Source organism: Paenarthrobacter sp. TYUT067, assembly GCF_023656375.1.
Classification (GTDB): Bacteria; Actinomycetota; Actinomycetes; order Actinomycetales; family Micrococcaceae; genus Arthrobacter.
On record NZ_JAMOIT010000005.1, the window covers coordinates 1 to 16,517 of the forward strand.

18 protein-coding genes and 1 pseudogene are annotated in these 16,517 nt (G+C 62.2%); 8 read left to right on the top strand and 11 right to left on the bottom strand.

Translation table 11 applies throughout. The annotated features are described in order from the left end of the window. Positions 1–215: 215 nt before the first annotated feature. Both MOD31_RS05510 and menD read left to right on the top strand, forming a co-directional pair. The gene (locus MOD31_RS05510; RefSeq protein ID WP_250820070.1) at positions 216–791 is read left to right on the top strand and encodes a heme-binding protein; all 576 of its coding nucleotides are present in this window, start codon (positions 216–218) and stop codon (positions 789–791) included. 149 nt (positions 792–940) lie between these two features. Continuing rightward, positions 941–2,650 (top strand): 2-succinyl-5-enolpyruvyl-6-hydroxy-3-cyclohexene-1-carboxylic-acid synthase, encoded by a 1,710-nt coding sequence (gene menD, locus MOD31_RS05515; RefSeq protein ID WP_250820071.1) that lies wholly within the window; start codon positions 941–943, stop codon positions 2,648–2,650. Positions 2,651–2,894: 244 nt separating this feature from the next. Here the strand turns inward: menD and MOD31_RS05520 are convergent, their stop codons facing one another. From MOD31_RS05520 to MOD31_RS05535, 4 genes are all read right to left on the bottom strand, one after another. After that, positions 2,895–3,689, bottom strand: a complete 795-nt coding sequence (locus MOD31_RS05520) for an amino acid ABC transporter ATP-binding protein (protein WP_142938239.1) — start codon at positions 3,687–3,689, stop codon at positions 2,895–2,897. 11 nt (positions 3,690–3,700) lie between these two features. Beyond that, positions 3,701–4,492 (bottom strand): amino acid ABC transporter permease, encoded by a 792-nt coding sequence (locus tag MOD31_RS05525; RefSeq protein WP_142938240.1) that lies wholly within the window; start codon positions 4,490–4,492, stop codon positions 3,701–3,703. Between the two features lie 93 nt (positions 4,493–4,585). Beyond that, positions 4,586–5,383: an ABC transporter substrate-binding protein gene (locus MOD31_RS05530; RefSeq protein ID WP_250820072.1), complete on the bottom strand. Its 798-nt coding sequence runs from the start codon at positions 5,381–5,383 to the stop codon at positions 4,586–4,588. Positions 5,384–5,541: 158 nt separating this feature from the next. Further along, positions 5,542–6,897 carry an isochorismate synthase MenF gene (locus MOD31_RS05535; protein ID WP_223940708.1) on the bottom strand — a complete coding sequence of 452 codons (1,356 nt, stop codon included), beginning with the start codon at positions 6,895–6,897 and terminating at the stop codon, positions 5,542–5,544. 91 nt (positions 6,898–6,988) lie between these two features. Between MOD31_RS05535 and MOD31_RS05540 the strand changes: the two genes are divergently transcribed. The 5 genes and pseudogenes from MOD31_RS05540 to MOD31_RS22055 all read left to right on the top strand — a co-directional run bounded on the left by MOD31_RS05540 (position 6,989) and on the right by MOD31_RS22055 (position 11,655). Continuing rightward, positions 6,989–7,750 carry a demethylmenaquinone methyltransferase gene (locus tag MOD31_RS05540; RefSeq protein WP_142938243.1) on the top strand — a complete coding sequence of 254 codons (762 nt, stop codon included), beginning with the start codon at positions 6,989–6,991 and terminating at the stop codon, positions 7,748–7,750. Positions 7,751–7,777: 27 nt separating this feature from the next. Then, positions 7,778–9,121 (top strand): geranylgeranyl reductase family protein, encoded by a 1,344-nt coding sequence (locus tag MOD31_RS05545; RefSeq protein ID WP_166839778.1) that lies wholly within the window; start codon positions 7,778–7,780, stop codon positions 9,119–9,121. Positions 9,122–9,130: 9 nt separating this feature from the next. After that, a complete protein-coding gene (locus MOD31_RS05550; RefSeq protein ID WP_250820073.1) occupies positions 9,131–10,234 on the top strand; it encodes a polyprenyl synthetase family protein in 1,104 nt (367 codons plus the stop codon). A gap of 554 nt (positions 10,235–10,788) precedes the next feature. Then, positions 10,789–10,869, top strand: a pseudogene (locus tag MOD31_RS22050) (hypothetical protein); the annotation flags it as partial. 324 nt (positions 10,870–11,193) lie between these two features. After that, positions 11,194–11,655 (top strand): DUF559 domain-containing protein, encoded by a 462-nt coding sequence (locus tag MOD31_RS22055; protein ID WP_308196354.1) that lies wholly within the window; start codon positions 11,194–11,196, stop codon positions 11,653–11,655. A gap of 183 nt (positions 11,656–11,838) precedes the next feature. Here the strand turns inward: MOD31_RS22055 and MOD31_RS05560 are convergent, their stop codons facing one another. Next, on the bottom strand, positions 11,839–12,264 hold the full coding sequence (locus MOD31_RS05560; RefSeq protein WP_062073394.1) for a hypothetical protein: 426 nt from the start codon (positions 12,262–12,264) through the stop codon (positions 11,839–11,841). A gap of 13 nt (positions 12,265–12,277) precedes the next feature. Then, positions 12,278–12,949, bottom strand: coding sequence for a trimeric intracellular cation channel family protein (locus MOD31_RS05565; protein ID WP_024817735.1), 672 nt, complete (start codon positions 12,947–12,949; stop codon positions 12,278–12,280). On the opposite strand from MOD31_RS05565, the gene MOD31_RS05570 reads away from it, so the two are divergent. Then, positions 12,950–13,714: a sirohydrochlorin chelatase gene (locus MOD31_RS05570; protein WP_250820075.1), complete on the top strand. Its 765-nt coding sequence runs from the start codon at positions 12,950–12,952 to the stop codon at positions 13,712–13,714. On the opposite strand, the gene MOD31_RS05575 is transcribed toward MOD31_RS05570, so the two are convergent. From MOD31_RS05575 to MOD31_RS05595, 5 genes are all read right to left on the bottom strand, one after another. Then, positions 13,704–14,129, bottom strand: coding sequence for a hypothetical protein (locus MOD31_RS05575; RefSeq protein ID WP_250820076.1), 426 nt, complete (start codon positions 14,127–14,129; stop codon positions 13,704–13,706). The two genes, MOD31_RS05570 and MOD31_RS05575, sit on opposite strands and share 11 nt — an antisense overlap. Positions 14,130–14,165: 36 nt before the next feature. Next, entirely contained in the window at positions 14,166–14,870 is a 705-nt protein-coding gene (locus MOD31_RS05580) for a hypothetical protein (protein ID WP_250820077.1), read from the bottom strand. A 121-nt stretch (positions 14,871–14,991) separates the two neighbouring features. Then, positions 14,992–15,276, bottom strand: a complete 285-nt coding sequence (locus tag MOD31_RS05585; RefSeq protein WP_250820078.1) for a hypothetical protein — start codon at positions 15,274–15,276, stop codon at positions 14,992–14,994. A gap of 163 nt (positions 15,277–15,439) precedes the next feature. Then, the gene (locus MOD31_RS05590) at positions 15,440–15,997 is read right to left on the bottom strand and encodes a hypothetical protein (protein ID WP_250820079.1); all 558 of its coding nucleotides are present in this window, start codon (positions 15,995–15,997) and stop codon (positions 15,440–15,442) included. Positions 15,998–16,004: 7 nt separating this feature from the next. After that, on the bottom strand, positions 16,005–16,403 hold the full coding sequence (locus tag MOD31_RS05595) for a DUF6507 family protein (protein ID WP_250820080.1): 399 nt from the start codon (positions 16,401–16,403) through the stop codon (positions 16,005–16,007). Positions 16,404–16,517: the final 114 nt, after the last annotated feature.

Here is a 16,517-nt window from a genome sequence, read left to right on the forward strand (position 1 = left end):
CCAACCGCCGAGCCGGCGGCATACCACCAGCCAAAGCCCACACCAACTACCAAACCCGCGCCCAGCAACCCCTGGCCGCCTAACCAAAAACAACAACGAGACCTGTCTCAAAAACTTGACGACCGCACACATCCCACTGCTTGCGGAGGGACCTTCTCTCACATCCCACTGCTCTCTGGCGGCTAGTGCCGCGGCGGCGTAGGGTCGGTTGGACCATGACTGAACAGCAGCCGTACGATCTGGTCCAGCAGTATCCGCACTTCGAGCTTCGTCGCTACCCCGCGCATGTCCTCGCGGAGGTGCAAGTCCACGCGGCGTTCGATCGCGCCGGGAACGAGGCCTTCCGTTACCTGTTCAACTACATCAGCGGCAACAACACCAGCAGGCAGAAGCTGTCCATGACCGCGCCTGTCATTCAAGAAAGCGGAACGTCGGAGGAACTGGTCATGACGGCGCCGGTCTTGCAAAGCGGACCGATCTCTGGGGCTGCAGATGATGACTACGTTGTTGCTTTCGTCCTGCCAGCAGTACTGACAGCAGAGACTGCTCCAAAACCTGAAGAGCCCAGGGTCAAAATCCGTGAGGTACCGGGGGCGTTATCTGCAGTAGCACGATTCACAGGCAATGGCTCAGCCGCGGCCTTTCAACGCCATACTGTAGCGCTGATGGAGGCTCTTCAACTGGCTGATCTAACTCCCATCGGTTCGCCCAGGTTCGCGCGCTTCGACCCACCTTTCAAACCTTGGTTCCTCCGCCACAACGAGATAGTCCTTGACGTTAAGGAACCCTAACCTGACCGATGTGAGAGATGGTTGGCCGGGAGGGCTCGGGATGTGAGAGACGGTTGGCCGGGAGGGCTCGGGATGTGAGCGATGGTTGGCCGGGAGGGCTCGGGATGTGAGCGAGCGTTTGGGTCCGGACGCCCCAATAGACTGGAACGGTGACTTCCCAGGACTCTCTGACATCCATTGGCGCCGCCCGGATCGCCGTTACGGCACTGCTCGACGGCGGTGTGCGGCACGTGGTGGTGGCGCCTGGTTCGCGTTCGGCGCCCATGGCCTACGCGCTCGCGGAAGCTGAAGCTGAAGGCCGGGTTCGGATCCACGTCCGCATCGATGAGCGGGATGCAGGGTTCACCGCGCTGGGCCTTGCCCTCTCCACAGAGGCTCCCGTGGCGGTGGTGACAACCTCCGGGACGGCGGTCGGCAACCTCCTGCCCTCGGTCATGGAAGCCAATCATTCGGCTGTCCCCGTGGTGGTGATTTCAGCTGACCGTCCCCAAGAACTTCACGGCACCGGGGCGAACCAAACCACCACCCAACTGGACCTTTTCGGCGATCACGTGAGATTCGCCGTCGACGTCCCGGCAGGTGATCACCCTCAAAAGGCGGTTGCCACAGCACTTTACGCCGCCACGGGGGCCCTTGAAGACACCCCGCCCGGCCCTGTCCAGGTGAACCTCGCGTTCCGGGATCCGCTGGTTCCGGACGCAGGCGACGCTCTTCCCGAGACCGCCGGTCGCGGGGTGTTCCATTACGACGCCGGTCCGCAGGCACTGGATCTTCCGGCAGCTTCCCGGCAACTCGCCGAAAGACGAACCGTGGTCCTTGCCGGGCATGACGCCGGCCCCGTAGCTGAAGCCTTTGCCCGCGCCCACGGTCTGCCACTGTTGGCGGAACCTTCGTCCAACGCACGCTTCGGGCCGAACGCTATTGGACCTTACCGGGTCTTGCTGGCCCACTTTGGTCCGGATTCACCCACGCCGATCGAACGCGTTGTCCTGTTCGGACGGGCAACGCTCTCCCGTCCTGTGGCTGCCCTGCTGGCGCGTGAATCTGTTGAATCCGCCATCTACCAGCCCGTCCCGGTTGCCTGGTATGAAGCAGGGCGGCGCCGCGAAACACCCATCGAAACTCTTCCCGAGCTCGCCGACTTTGCCGGACGTGGGTCTGCCGAATGGCTCGATTCCTGGCTGCTCGCCAGCGCGGCCGCCCAGCATGGCCTCGACGGCGTGCTCGCGGGGGAGAGCCTTGCAACCGGTCCCTCGGTTGGCGCTACCGTCTGGGAGCACTCCCGCGGACAGTTGGTGCTGGGTTCTTCCAGCGGCATCCGCGACGTCGACCTCGCGGGAGCACCTCACCCCGAACCCATCGCTACGGTTCACGCCAACCGCGGCCTCGCCGGCATCGATGGAACCATCGCCACAGCCACCGGAATTGCCCTGGGCAGCGGCCGTGAAACCACGGTCCTGCTTGGCGATGTCACCTTCCTTCACGATGCCGGGGGACTCCTCCTCGGCCACGGAGAACCCGCGCCGGATCTCAGGATCGTGGTGCTCAACGACTCCGGCGGCGCCATTTTCGGCCTTCTCGAACACGGTGCTGTGGAGGATTCGGGAGCCTACGGCACCGCCGTCGAGCGCCTTTTCGCTACCCCGCACTCAGTGGACATTGCGGCACTCGCGGCGGCTTACGGCGTCGGACACCAAGCAGTAACCACGACGGCGGAACTCGCCGCGGCCCTCAAGTCGCCTGTGAAGGGCCGCACCATAGTGGAGGTGCGCGTGGACCGGGCGGGTTTGAGGGCACTCCATGCGCGGATCAAAGAAGCCATATCGGCTGCGGTGGGCCAAGTCCTGACGGCGGGCTAACCCGCTCCGCCCCACCTCGCTACCGTTACCGCCGATCGCACCCGTAACCGCTGGTGCGAATGGCGCGAAGGGGTGCGCCGCGGGTGAAGGAGTGGTGCGCCGAGCGCGAAGGGGTGCGCCGCCCGCCGTCGTACTTCACTAGGGACAGACACCCACAATTCGACGGTGACGCAAAACGGGAGGGCGACACCCAAATGTGGGTGTCGCCCTCCCGGTTGGGTGGTGCTAACGACTATGCGCGGGGTTAGTCCTCCACCACGTCAATGTGCGTGGGATCGAGGACGCGGCGCAGGAATTCCTTGGTGCGCGGCTGGGTGGGAGCACTGATGACGTTCTCCGCCGGCCCTTCTTCCACCACGACGCCGGCGTCCATGAACACCACGCGGTCTGCCACTTCGCGGGCGAAGCCCATCTCGTGGGTGACCACCAGCATGGTCATGCCTTCCTGGGCCAGCTTGCGCATGACGGCCAGGACGTCGCCCACTGTTTCCGGGTCCAGGGCTGACGTGGGCTCATCGAAAAGCATGAGCTGCGGGTCCATGGAGAGGGCCCGGGCAATGGCCACACGCTGCTGCTGGCCACCGGAGAGCTGGTCCGGGAAACGGTCGGCAAGGTGACCCAGGCCGACGCGCTCGAGGTTGTGGCGCGCTACGTCGCCAGCCTCGGACTTGGACCGTTTGAGGACCTTCACCTGCGAGATGGTGCAGTTGTCCAGCACGCTCAGGTGCGGGAACAGGTTGAAGTGCTGGAACACCATCCCAACGTTCCGGCGCATCCTGTTGAGGTCCACGTCCGGGTCTGTTGCCTCGAACTCACCCACGTTGATGGTGCCGCCGTTGGGCTGTTCGAGCAGGTTGACGCAGCGCAGGAGGGTGGATTTACCCGAACCCGAAGGCCCAATCAGGCAAACAACCTGGCCTGGTTCAACGGTCAGCGAGATGCCTTTGAGGACCTCGTTGCTGCCGTAGGACTTGCGCAGATCCTTGATGTTTACGCCGGCGGCTTGAACGGTGGCCGTGCTCCCAGTGGAGTTATTCATGACTGTCCTGCCTATCGCTTAGTCCGCGCGGAGCGGCTTTCGAACTTCCGTGCCAGGAGGCTCAACGGGATGGTGATGACCAGGTAGAAAGCACCGGCTACGAGCAGCGGCGTGAGGCCGGCGCCGAGGCTGGAGATGCCGTCACGGCCAAACTTGGTGAGCTCGTACTGGGACGCGGTGAGACCCAGAACGTAGATCAGCGAGGAGTCCTTGGTGAGCAGGATGATCTCGTTGGTCAGCGGCGGCAGGACGATTTTGAATGCCTGGGGGATGACGATTGAGATCATGGCCCGCCAGTGCGGCATGCCCAGTGAGCGGGCTGCTTCCATCTGGCCCTTGGGCACAGCCTGAAGGCCGGCGCGGAGTGTTTCAGCGATATAGGCCGAGGCCACCATGCCCAACGAAACCATGACCACGATGTTGACGTCCCACTGCACGCCGAACGCCAGCGGAACGCCGTAGCCGAACGCGATGAAGACCAGCAGGGCGGGAACGCCGCGGAAAAACTCGATGTAGCCGGTGGCCAGCCAGCGGTACAGAGGGAAGGAGGAGAGCTTCATCAGGGCAAGCAGAAGGCCGCCGGACAAGCCCACTATGAAAGCTAGTGCCGTGTAAATGAGGGTGTTCTTGAGGCCCACCAGGAAGATGTCCGGGAACATCGGCCCGATCTTGGCGAAGTTGAAGACGCTGGTACCAATGGTCTTCCAGTCCACAGCAAGGATCACTGCGACCACGGCCACTACGAAGATTCCGGCCTGGACGTACAGACTGACTTTGGCGCGTTGACGTGCAGTCATTGCCATGGTGTTCTCACATTCGTGTTGCGCAGGTGGGGCCCCGAAACAACATATGGTTTCGGGGCCCGCCTGCGTGGATCTCGGGAGCCGGGGCTCGGACTACTTGGTGGCTTCGCCGAACCAGGTGGTCTCGAACTTCTTCAGGGAACCGTCATCGGTGATGCGCTTCAGGGTGGAGTTCACGGCGTCGGCCATGGCGGTGTTGCCCTTCTTGATGGCAATGCCAAGCTTCTCGCCCGTGGCGTAGTCTTCAACGCGCTTGAGGTTGGAGTCGTCCTTGATGGCGTAGCCCAGAACGGACTGGTTGCCGATTGCGGCGTCAATGGTTCCGGCCTTGAGGGCCTGGACCAGGAGGCCGGAATCCTCGAACTGCTGTGCGTCGATGCCCTTGTCCTTGGCGTACTGGGCGCCGGTGGTTGCCTGCTGGACGCCCACCTTCTTGCCCTTGGCGCCGTCAATGTTGTTGATGCCGGAGGAGGACGTGGCCACGAGGGTCAGGTCGTCGTCCAGGTACGGGGTGGAGAAGTCCATGACGCTCTTGCGGACGTCCGTGATGGAGATCGAGGAAATGGAGACGTCGCAACCGGTCAGGGCGGTGCCGGTCTCGATTGCTTCGAAGGAGCTGTCCACCACATTGAGTTCGGTCTTGGTGTCCTTGGCAATTTCGGCCGCGATGTCCATATCGAAGCCAACGATCTTGCCGTCCTTCTGGAATTCGAAGGGCTCGTAAGGCACGTCCGAGCAAACGGTCAGCTTGCCGGCGTTGATGAGCTTAAGGCCGGAGTCCGAGGACGCAGCCGGGGTGGAGGAACCACCGCAGGCGGTGAGGGCCAGGGCGCCGGCGGCGAGCACGGCGGCAATCTTGGTGCCGGACAGAACCGAACGGGAGATCTGCATGTTGTTTACCTTTTGTTGCAGTGGATGCTGAACTGAGTCGGTTTTAGTGTAGCGCCGAACGTGAGATGTGCATCACAGGAAACGAAGTTTCACTATTGGATAACAAGTTTACGCACTAATCAACCACTGCAGAAGTGATGGTGTCTGAAATCCCAGATTCAGCGCTTGATGCCCAGGGCTTCCAGCATCGGCCGGAATTTGGCCCACGTTTCGGCCAGTTCGGCCTCCGGCACGGAGCCTTCCACGATCCCGCAGCCCGCATACAGGCGCACGGTATTGGCGTCCTCAATCACAGCGCCACGGAGTGCGATGCCCCATTCACCATTCCCGGCAGCGTCCAGCCAACCTACGGGGCCGGCGTAAGGGCCGCGGTCCAAATGCTCCAGTTTGCGGATCAGGGCACCGGCTACCAATGTGGGCGTTCCGCAGACCGCCGCTGTGGGATGCAGGGCGTTGATCAGGGCCAGGCAGGTAGGAACGTGTCCCTCGATGTCAGCCAGCTCCGCCTTCACGTCCGAGGCCAGATGCCACACATTGGGCAGCTCCAGAATAAAAGGCTCGCTATGGGAATTCATTGCTTCGGAGAACGGCGCAAGCTGCCGCGTCAGTGAATCAATGGCGATCTCGTGTTCGTGGCGCTGTTTTTCCGAACCGGCCAGGACCCGCTCGGCGTACTCCATGGGGGAGCCGTCCATGCCGTCCGCATCGCGGCGATCCAAGGTTCCAGCCAGCACGCGGGCCTGCGCTGTGCGGCCCTCCACCTGAATCAGCATCTCCGGAGTAGCACCCACCAGTCCGTCGACGCCGTACGTCCAGCATTCGCGGTACCTCGCCGCGAGCTGACGAAGAACCTCAGCGGCGTTGACGCCCTCAGGAAGGTTAGCCACGACGTCGCGCGCCAACACCAGCTTCTCCAACTTTCCGGCGCGGATTTCCTCCACGCCGTTGGAAACGGCCTCCATCCAAGCGGCCTCGCTCAGGGAACCGCGGCTGAGATGACCAGCCGAACCGTTCGCCGCAACAGCGTCCGGTGAGAGTCCGACGTCGGGCCCTCCGGTGGCTGGAGCGTCGCCGTTGGGCTCCGGCTGAGTAAGCCAGCGGTCCACGGAGGCGAGGACACCGGCCTCGGTGAGGGGGCCGTCGTCGAACGTCAACTGGGTGGCCCACGCGCTGCCGTCGCGGATTCCAATCACGAGTTCGGGAAGGATCAAGCGGGAAACGTGGGGTGAGGTTTTGGAGAAAGCGAACGATCCAAAAGCCACCGGACCAGTGCCCGGGACCTCCACAAGATCCGTGATTTCCGCCTCAATAATGAGGTGCCGCCACCAGATGTCGGCCTCCAAGAACCGCTCGGGGCCTGTGGCGTTGAAGCGGGTTAACTCGCCATAGCCAACCAGGCCGGCCTCCCTGCGGGACCAGCACAGGACGTCGTCCCGCACCAGAAACGACGGCAGCCCCCCGGAGGATGATTCAACATTCAGGGGGACTGTCAAGGTGCGGAGCGTGCTCGTCATGATGGAACAACAGTACTCCCGTGCCCAGCCAGAATCTGAGCCGACTTCTACAGCGCAGCAAAGTCGGTTGAATGTCTGAGACAATTACAGGGTGAACCGAGCATCCTTGGAAAAGCGTCCGGACGAAGTTGCGACGATGTTTGATGATGTCGCCCCAAAATACGACGTCGTCAATGATGTCCTGTCCATGGGACAGACCCGGCGTTGGCGCCGGATCGTGGTGGACGCCATGGATGTGAAAAAAGGCCAGAAGGTCCTGGACCTCGCCGCCGGAACGGGAACATCCAGCGAACCCTACGCCGACGCAGGCGTGGACGTTGTGGCCTGCGACTTTTCCCTGGGCATGCTCAAAGTAGGCAAGCGCCGCCGCCCGGACATCGACTTCATTGCCGGCGACGCCACTAACCTGCCGTTCGCTGACAACAGCTTCGATGCCTCCACCATCTCCTTCGGCCTCCGCAACGTGGTGGAACCGCGCAAGGCTCTTGAAGAGATGCTGCGCGTCACCAAGCCTGGCGGGCGGCTGGTCATCGCCGAGTTCTCGCACCCCGTGGTTCCCTTGTGGCGCAACCTCTACACCGAGTACCTGATGCGTGCGCTTCCGGCCATCGCCACCAAGGTCTCCTCCAACCCGGACGCCTACGTGTACCTCGCCGAATCCATCCGCGCCTGGCCGGACCAGGACCACCTGGCCCAGTGGCTCAGCGACGCCGGCTGGACGGACGTAACTTACCGGAACCTCAGCGGCGGCATTGTTGCCGTGCACCGTGCGCAGAAGCCCGCCGATCACCGCGAAAGTGTTCCCGTGGCCAAGCTCCGCCGCCAGATCAAGCCGCGCCACCAGGCCGGCTAACCAGCACAGCCCGTTGATTAGGACGTCGTGAAAGTACTGATTGTTGGCGCGGGCCCTGCCGGGTCCACCGCCGCGTATTACCTCGCCCAGCAGGGCATCGATGTCACGGTGCTGGAAAAGACCTCTTTTCCCCGTGAAAAAGTCTGCGGCGATGGGCTCACTCCACGCGCGGTCCGCGAGATCCAGAAGCTTGGGCTGCCCCATGCTGTCTCGGAGGGTTGGCGCCGGAACAAGGGCCTTCGCCTTATTGCCGGTGGCCGCACCATCGAATTGCCGTGGCCCGAGGTTGCCGACTTCCCCACCTACGGCCTGATCCGGACCCGACTCGGTTTTGACGAGGACCTGGCCCGCCACGCCGAGTCCGCGGGCGCCGTCGTGCTTGAACGCCACAGCGTCACCTCCGCGTTGACCGCAGAAGACGGCCGCGTGATCGGCGTCCAGGCTTCCATCCTTGACGAGTCCGGACGCAAGACGGGCGAAACGCGCGACTTCCACGCCGACGTCGTCCTCGCCGCGGACGGCAACTCAACGCGAACTGCGGTGTCGTTGGGTATGCACAAACGCGACGACCGTCCGCTGGGCGTCGCAGTGCGCACCTATTTCACTTCGCCCAGGCATGACGATGACTGGATGGAGGGCTGGCTGGAACTCCCCGGCAAGTCCGGTAAACCGCTGCCCGGATACGGTTGGGTGTTCGGGGTTGGCGACGGAACCTCCAACGTGGGCCTGGGGATACTGAACTCGTCCAAGGAATTCGGCAAACTCGACTACAAGCAGGTCCTGCGCGAATGGACCGCCGGCATGCCGTCCGATTGGGGCTTCACACCGGAAAACCAGGTGGGGGAGATCCGCGGTGCCGCGCTGCCCATGGGCTTCAACCGCACCCCGCACTACTCACCCGGGCTTCTCCTGTTGGGTGACGCCGGCGGAATGGTGTCCCCGTTCAACGGAGAGGGCATTTCCTACGCCATGGAGTCGGCCCGGTTCGCGGCTGAGTTCCTGATTGACGCGTCGTCGCGCTCGGCTTCCGCCGGTTGGACAACGCACGACGCCGATGCTCACCTTTCGCGGTACGCGGACTATGTGCGGGACCAGTGGGGTTCACACTTCACACTGGGCCGCATGTTTGCCTCCCTGATCGGGAAGCCCGCCGTGATGAAGCTGGCACTGCGCACGGGTATGCCCATTCCTGTGCTCATGCGCTTTGTGGTTCGAATGCTCGCGAACCTCACGGATCCGTCCGCGAAGGGCTTCGAAGACCGGGTTATCCGGGTCCTCGAAATGCTGGTTCCGGCCACCTCCAACACTTCGCCTGCCCGCGCCCTTACGCCGGCAGGCTCCAACACCGCGGTTTCCGCAACAACTAGTTAGGGTTAACCCGTGACGAACTCTGCCGAACACAGCTGGACTCATGCCGGGCACGGCTTGCCGCAGGCCGTTGAGCCTGCTCCCAACACCACCGCAATAGCAACGGGACTCCAGCTGCCCGCCGGATTCGCCGCCATTGCCGGCGATGCCGAGCTCGGACCGGCCATCACCACCAACCTTGCACGGGTTGAGAAAAAGCTCCGCGAAGCCATTTCCAACTCGGACCCCCTGGCTGACGCGACGTCGCGCCACCTGGTGGAAGCCGGCGGCAAGCGCATTCGTCCGCTGTTGACCCTGCTGTGCGCTCACCTTGGCGATGCTTCCCGCCCCGAGGTTGTTCAGGCCGCTGTTGTGGTGGAACTGACACACCTCGCCACGCTGTACCACGACGACGTCATGGACTCCGCACCCTTCCGCCGCGGTGCTCCCACGGCCCACGAAGTATGGGGCAACTCCGTCGCCATCCTCACCGGTGACCTCATCTTTGCCCGTGCCTCCATCCTGGTGTCCGAGCTCGGTTCCCGCGCGTTGGGCATCCAAGCGCGGACCTTCGAGCGCTTGTGCCTCGGCCAGCTCCACGAAACCGTGGGCCCGCGCGAAGACGAAGATCCCGTGGAGCACTACCTGTCCGTCATCGCAGACAAGACCGGCTCACTGGTGGCAGCGTCCGGCCAGCTCGGAGCGATCTTCGCCGGCGCCGATGAGTCCTACGAGGACCTGCTGGTGGAATACGGCGAGAAAGTTGGTGTGGCTTTCCAGCTTGCCGACGACGTCATTGATGTCACCGGTGTGAAGGTCAAGTCCGGTAAGTCCCCGGGCACTGACCTCCGCGAAGGTGTTCCCACTTTGCCTGTCCTGCTGCTTCGCCGGGATGCTGGTGCAGGGGATGCCTCCGCTACTGCCCTCCTTGAACTGATCGACGGCGATCTGTCTTCCGACGCGGCTTTGGCTGAAGCCGTTGCTGGCCTGCGCGAGCACCCGGTCACCAACGAGTCCTGGAAGATCGCCCGCCAGTGGTCCGCCGAGGCCGTTGCGGCTCTGGACCCGCTGCCGGAGGGCGTCGTGAAGGCGTCGCTGACCAACTTCGCCCATGCTGTGGTGGACCGCAGTAGCTAGGTTTCTCTTTGCTTGCGGCAGGCGTCCGGCCCTTAAGGGGCTGGGCGCCTGTTTTGTTGGCTGCCCGTGTACCGCTGCCACCTACTTTGGGTGTAATGAGGACTGCATGGCCCTCGTTTTACGGCAAGTCCGGCTTTCTTGGCTTCAAAGTAAGTGGTGGCCGCACAGCCGTTTCGGCGCAGCCCCTGGTTTAAGAAGGAATGGCCCCGGTTCGTTGCAACGTTACGAGTCATACGCTGCACCGAACCGGGACCACAATCTCCGTTCGCATCAGACCCACCGGAGGCATTTAGTGGATCCGTGAAAAGCTTATGACAATCCTGTCACATATGCAACTTTCCAGGTCAACGGTTTTTTCGTTCACGCAGCGTGATTTACAGGACGGCGTTGGTCCTCCACCACCTACTTTGATCCTGGGAAACCCGGGACACGCCTACTGCGGGGTGTGTCGCAGCCTTCGAGCCCTCAAAGTAGGTGGTGGCGGCCCGCGAGAGTTGTCCACATAAGGAACTTCTCAACAACTGCAGGCTCTCCGCCGAAGTCAGCATGGCCTTATGAACATCGAGAACTTCCTCCACAGCCGCCACGGAGCAGCGACCACTCGGACCCTGCTGACCGCAGGCTTTACTCGCCGCGTGCTCGCGAATGCAGTCAGGGACGGCCGAGTGACCCGCCTTCATCGTGGCGTCTACACGTCCAGAAAAGCGGACCCCGACGTCGTTGCCGCCTTTCGAGCCGATGGCTTACTTACCTGCGTTTCAGCAGCTCGCTTCTATCGGCTTTGGACCCTTGGCGACCCCGGCTCTCTCCATTTGAGCTGCAGTACGGGCCAGGCGAGACGTGGTGTAGTACACCACGGAGCCTGCCTACACCCGGCACACTCGTATCTACCAGTTGCAGGGGTAGCCGATGTCCTGATCCACTCCCTCAGGTGCCTACCGGAACTTGAAGGACTGGTCATGGTGCAGAGCGCAGTTAGCCAAGCACTCCTGTCTACGGATTTCCTGAGATCGAAGCTACCCGGCAACCGGAATGGCAAGGTCCGCGAGATCTTGGGTTTGGTTCTCCCTCGTGCCGACTCCCTCTTGGAGGTGCTGGCCCATACACACTTCACCCGGGCAGGTCTCCGAGTCCGTATGCATGTGGACGTACCAGGCGTGGGAGAAGTGGACTGTATGGTCAATGAATGCCTGATTGTAGAACTCGACGGCGGGACTCACCTTGAGGGAAAACAGGTCAAGAAGGACCAATACAGGAACAACGCGGGCATCCGGGGAGGCCTTTTGACGCTCCACTATTACTACGTGGACGTCGTACACCATCCGGAGAGAATGGTCGCCGAAGTCCTGACAGTCCTGCTCAATAGGGAAGCCGGCCGTTTCGGCCCGTTCCGATACATAGCCGGCCGCCCGCCGTCGTAATCCTTCGCGAGAGGTGTACCGCCACCACCAACTTTGACTCCGAAATGCCCCAACAACGCCCTCCGAAGGTGTGTCGCCGTTGGAGTTGGCTCAAAGTGGGTGGTGGCGGTTTGGGGAGGGGAAACAAAACAGCCCCTTCCCAACCCGGAATGGGTGAGAAGAGGCTGCTCGAAAACTTCAAACTTAGTCTTCGTCGTCGTTGAATGCCCACTCGAACATGTCGAACACGAACTCGGAGAACGTACCTTCTTCGCTCTTCCACTGGCCGCGGGCGTTATTGCGGCGCCAGACGATGGGGTCCGGGATGCTGAGATCCGCGGTGCGGAAGCCCCACGTGAATTGCTCGTCCTCGTCTTCGAGGAACATGAGGAAGCCTTCGTCATCAACTTCGAGTTCCTCAGGGTCCCAGAAGTAGTGGTAAGCCTCCATGAGGTCCTCGCAGCCGCCGATAGCAAGGTAGAACTCGCGCAGAACCAGCGGGATGGTGAAGGAGTGATCGGCCAGGGCGTCGTCCAGCTCGGCCGGCGTGAGGCCGTCTTCTTCCTGCCATTCATCCTCGAGATACTTTGGGACCAGCGCGCGGAACTTCTCGAGGAACATGTCAGTCATGCTCTTATCCTAGCTAATCCCGGGGGCCCGAAATTGCGCCCCCACCGGTGGCTGCTCGATGCCATCCGCGCACAGCCAACGGCACATACCAACTGCGCCGCCACGCGGTCACCCGGAAAGCGAAAACAACGCCAGCGATGACACAAGCGGTAACCCCATTGAACAGGCCAAGGTTCCACAACAAGGTGGTCAAGCCGGCACCCGCGAAGGCCGGCAGCGCATAGATGTCGCGGTTGTTGAACAGGGTAGGGATTTCGTTCGCGGTGATGTCACGGAGCAGGCCTCCGCCCACGGCAGTGGTGACCCCCAGCAGGATCGCAGCCACCGGATTCATGCCCGCGCCGATTGCCTTCAGCGTGCCCGTGATGCAGAACAAGGCCAGCCCGCCGGCGTCGAACAGGGTCAGCAGAGAGGTGAAGCGCTGCACGGAGGAAAACAAGTAGTAAACCAGCAGCGCAGCCAACAACGGCGGGGCCAGGTACGCGGGGTTGGTGAAAGCGATAGGGGGACCGGCGTTGATCACGATGTCACGGATTACGCCACCGCCCAGTGCCGCGATGGACGCGAGAAGTATGGAGCCCACGAAGTCGAACTGCTTCCGGGCCGCCAACAACGAGCCTGACACAGCAAAAAAGAACACGCCGATGAGGTCAAGCCAAAGAAGAACAATGTCAAAGGAAATCAAGTGGACGGGTTCTTTCTTAACGCGCTTAACAACAGGTGCTGGCTCAACGTTACGCTAGCTCCCATGAACAGCCCCGTTTTGATCGCTTGCGCCCATGGAACCCGCAACGCCGAAGGCCAGGCTGCCATCCGGCGCGTGATGGCAGACATTGAAACTCTCCGCCCCGGTTTGCGTGTTGTTGAGGCGTACGTTGACGTTCAGGAACCGGAGCTGGGCGGCGTGGTGGAGGGCCTGCCGGAGGGGACTGCCGCCGTCGTCGTACCGCTTTTGCTCTCTACCGGCTTCCACATCAAAGTGGACGTGCCCAAAGCCATCAAGAGCCGCCCTGAGGTAATTGCCGCCAGGCCCCTGGGTCCGGACCCTCGGCTGGCAGAGCTGTTGGCCAACCATCTGCGTGCGGCCGGGCTGACTGAGAACGACGGCGTGCTGCTGGCCGCCGCTGGATCGTCCCTTCCGGACGGCTCGGTTGACTCGGAAGAGCAGGGGAGGCTGCTCGGCGAGCTGCTGCCGAACAAAGTGCGCGTCGCCTATGGCGCCAGTGCCCAGCCAACAGTGCCCGACGGCGTCGCCTCCTTGCGTGCCGAACTCGCCGCAGACGGTGGGACAGGCAGGGTTTTCATTGCCTCATACCTGCTGGCAACCGGCTATTTCCACGACCAGTTGGCCAAAGCGGGCGCGGACGTTGTGGCGGCACCTTTGCTGCCTTCTCCTGTGTTGGCAGAGATCGCGCTGGAACGGTATGACGCAGTGGTGGCTAGCCGCTGACGACAGGTTTGCGGCGAGGGTTGTTGAGTAGTTCGGGGGGTAACTGCCGCAGTTTGTCGGCGACTTCCGAGCGGGCTTCTGCCCCTCCTTGACTGATGTAGGCCGTCTCTTTAGGGTGCAGCAGGGCAACGCCGACCAAGGCCACATCACCATTTGGGGTGTTGACTACTGACGGTATGCGCGGATGATTGATGCCCATGATGAGATCGGCTTTGCCGGCCGCGTTGAGCCACCGCCGGGGAGTTCTTGCTGGCACAATGTTGTGCAGAATCAGGGCCTCGTAGTGCCTCAGCGCGGCGATAATGCCCGGGTTATCTGCACATACCTGCGCAGCCATGTAGAGCAGTTTGAACTGCCAGACCTTATCAAGGTTGAGAATGTCTTTGCCGACGAGGCCGGTGCTGGCCAGATACACCTCGAGACCGTCGCCAATGGGGGAATTGCCTTCCAGTCAGGGGTCGGAGAGCCCGTCGGACGCAACGACCGATACACGCCCGACATTGTCAATTTTCTGGAAAGCTTGCCGAAGGCCGGGCCACCTGGGGCCGCCGAAGAAGACTGGATTCAGTATGTGCGTATAAAGAATCGGGTCAAGAGTACCGACTTCCGACCACAGCGCATCCAGGGCCTCGGCTGTCTGCTCAAGAACGCGGTCATGGGCTTCCCGGCGTGCATTGTCCAGTTCTTCTTGGGAAGGGGTCTTGATGCCCTTGAGTTCGTCCCTGAACCAGTCGGGGATGTGCTCGTCATCCCGGGGGAAGATCCGTAATTCGTCGGCGTAATCTGCGGTTCCCGGTTCTTCGGACTCCCAAGAGGGCTTCTTCGAGTGGTTGTAGATGGACGACTTCCCGCTTCCATCCGCCCAAACCTCAAACTGCATCGACAGCCACGTTCCGTGGTCAGGCTGGCTCATGTGTTCGCGGATTCTCAGTGCGGCAGCACGAACTGCCCCGTCCGGCTCAATGCGGCCCACTTCCTTGTCTTCAACGCAGAGCCGTACGATGCAACATTGCTTTGATCCGGTCGCCGATATGTCCAGTCTGATGCTGTCCCATTTCGAGTTCCGAGGTCCCAGGTCCAAAAGTCGATCGGCCAGGACCTGACTCCGAGCGTCGTTTTCCTTCGTCCATTCCGGATTGGAAAGCTGCTCCGACATGCGTTACTCCTTTTGCGCCGCCGAGTAGACCGTGCGTTTGCGGGAGTCTGGGTCTCCAAATGGGTGTGACTTTCGCCTCGGGGAAGGGGAATTTCTAGGGTGCGGGCGGGAGGCTGGAGATCTAATCAGTCTCCGGGGTCCAGGTGGAGTTCTTTATTTTCTCCTTGAACCAGTCGGGGATGTGTTCCTCGTGGCGGGGGAAAAGGTAGAGCTCCTGGGCGTAGGTGTCGTCGACTGGGTCTCCGAGTTCCCATACGGGCTTCTCGGTGTAGTTGTAGTCCGCTTCCCAGCCGTCGCCTTTCGGTGTGATCTTCAGGGTCATGGAAATCCATGTTCCCTTGCCCGGTTTGTACATGACTTCCCTGAGTGTCCGGGCTGCAATGAGAACGTTATCGTTCACGTGCACGCGTTTCACCTCGTGATCGGTTAGGTAGGCCTTTGCGTTTGAGCTCGCTCTGCTTCCAATATCGGCGCGAATATACACAAAGGAATCCCACTGGATGTCCTGGGGACAGCCCAGAGTCCTTCCGCAATGGTTCTCTCCAATTCTCTGGCTTCCGCAAAATCGTTCAATTAAGTTGCTCCCTGGTGGCGCTGACGTAGCGGGTTCCGCCGTACACTCCGCGGATCTTGTTCGCGCAGTCCTGCTCGGCTTCTGCGAACCGGGCTTTGATCTTGTTGAGTTCGGCGAGGAGCCGGTGCTGTTCGTCCACGATCGCCGGGACGGTCCCCCAGTCATCACCTTTGAGGTCGATGCGACTACTGAGCTTCGAGGCGTCCTCCGTGAGATTCCCGGACAGGGTCTTCACGGCTTGGCAGGCAGTGGCAAATTCGGACAAAGCCGCGGCGGCCACGGACGTGCCGTCGTTGACTGTGCCGGCCATGACTCTCACCGGGGTGAAAGCGGCCAGGAGGTCAGGGAGTTCCGGGGTGTGGAACGGGACGGCCAGAACGTTCCAGTTCGTTGCGGTTGTGGTGACAGCATCCCGGAGTCCGGCTCCTGCGGCGTGTAGGTCCTTTGCCGCCAAATCGAGTGCGGCGGGATCCGGGACCATCGGCAACGCCGCTAAGTCCAGGCCCGGGACGCCGCCCTGCGGGGCGATACACCTGCCAAAGTTGTCTGCCATGCCGTACTCAGCCGCGCTCGGGCGAACGGCGACCGCCCCACGACAGCGAGCCGCCGCCGTCGAGCCCCGAGACACGACCCAACCCTGACCCGTCGGCTGCCAGGGTGGATGCCGAGGCCTGCGCCTGTCGCGCCATGTCGGCGTCGGCCCGTACATAAGCCGTCAACGCGACCGCTGCGCCTTCGATGATGCGGTTGGACCGTCCGGCGATGGCTGTGAGGTGGGGGAGCACGGAGATCTCGGCGTGCTCATGAAGGGCCTTGCCCACCAGACCACCGCCCACCACAGTGCCTGCGCCATCGAGCGAGGCGCCCAACCGTGCGGCAGCTTGGTTCTGCCCGTCCGCATCCGCGGTAGCCAGCACAGCCCGCGTACCGGCAGGGTCAATATCCCAGCTGATCGTCACCACATCCCCCCAAAACGGCTCCTCCGGGACCGGAAAGCAAGACTTGAGAGGATGCTACTAATTCGCAGGGCCGGCATCGCAGCCCATAAAAAGTCCCCAAAAAAACGTCACGAA

What these genes read in the sequence shown, in the direction of transcription:
- MOD31_RS05510 (WP_250820070.1), top strand. Translation starts at nt 216, where the DNA reads ATGACTGAACAGCAGCCGTACGATCTGGTCCAGCAGTATCCGCACTTC.
- MOD31_RS05520 (WP_142938239.1), bottom strand. Translation starts at nt 3,689, where the DNA reads ATGAATAACTCCACTGGGAGCACGGCCACCGTTCAAGCCGCCGGCGTA.
- MOD31_RS05525 (WP_142938240.1), bottom strand. Translation starts at nt 4,492, where the DNA reads ATGGCAATGACTGCACGTCAACGCGCCAAAGTCAGTCTGTACGTCCAG.
- MOD31_RS05530 (WP_250820072.1), bottom strand. Translation starts at nt 5,383, where the DNA reads ATGCAGATCTCCCGTTCGGTTCTGTCCGGCACCAAGATTGCCGCCGTG.
- MOD31_RS05535 (WP_223940708.1), bottom strand. Translation starts at nt 6,897, where the DNA reads ATGACGAGCACGCTCCGCACCTTGACAGTCCCCCTGAATGTTGAATCA.
- MOD31_RS22055 (WP_308196354.1), top strand. Translation starts at nt 11,194, where the DNA reads ATGGTGCAGAGCGCAGTTAGCCAAGCACTCCTGTCTACGGATTTCCTG.
- MOD31_RS05560 (WP_062073394.1), bottom strand. Translation starts at nt 12,264, where the DNA reads ATGACTGACATGTTCCTCGAGAAGTTCCGCGCGCTGGTCCCAAAGTAT.
- MOD31_RS05580 (WP_250820077.1), bottom strand. Translation starts at nt 14,870, where the DNA reads ATGTCGGAGCAGCTTTCCAATCCGGAATGGACGAAGGAAAACGACGCT.
- MOD31_RS05590 (WP_250820079.1), bottom strand. Translation starts at nt 15,997, where the DNA reads ATGGCAGACAACTTTGGCAGGTGTATCGCCCCGCAGGGCGGCGTCCCG.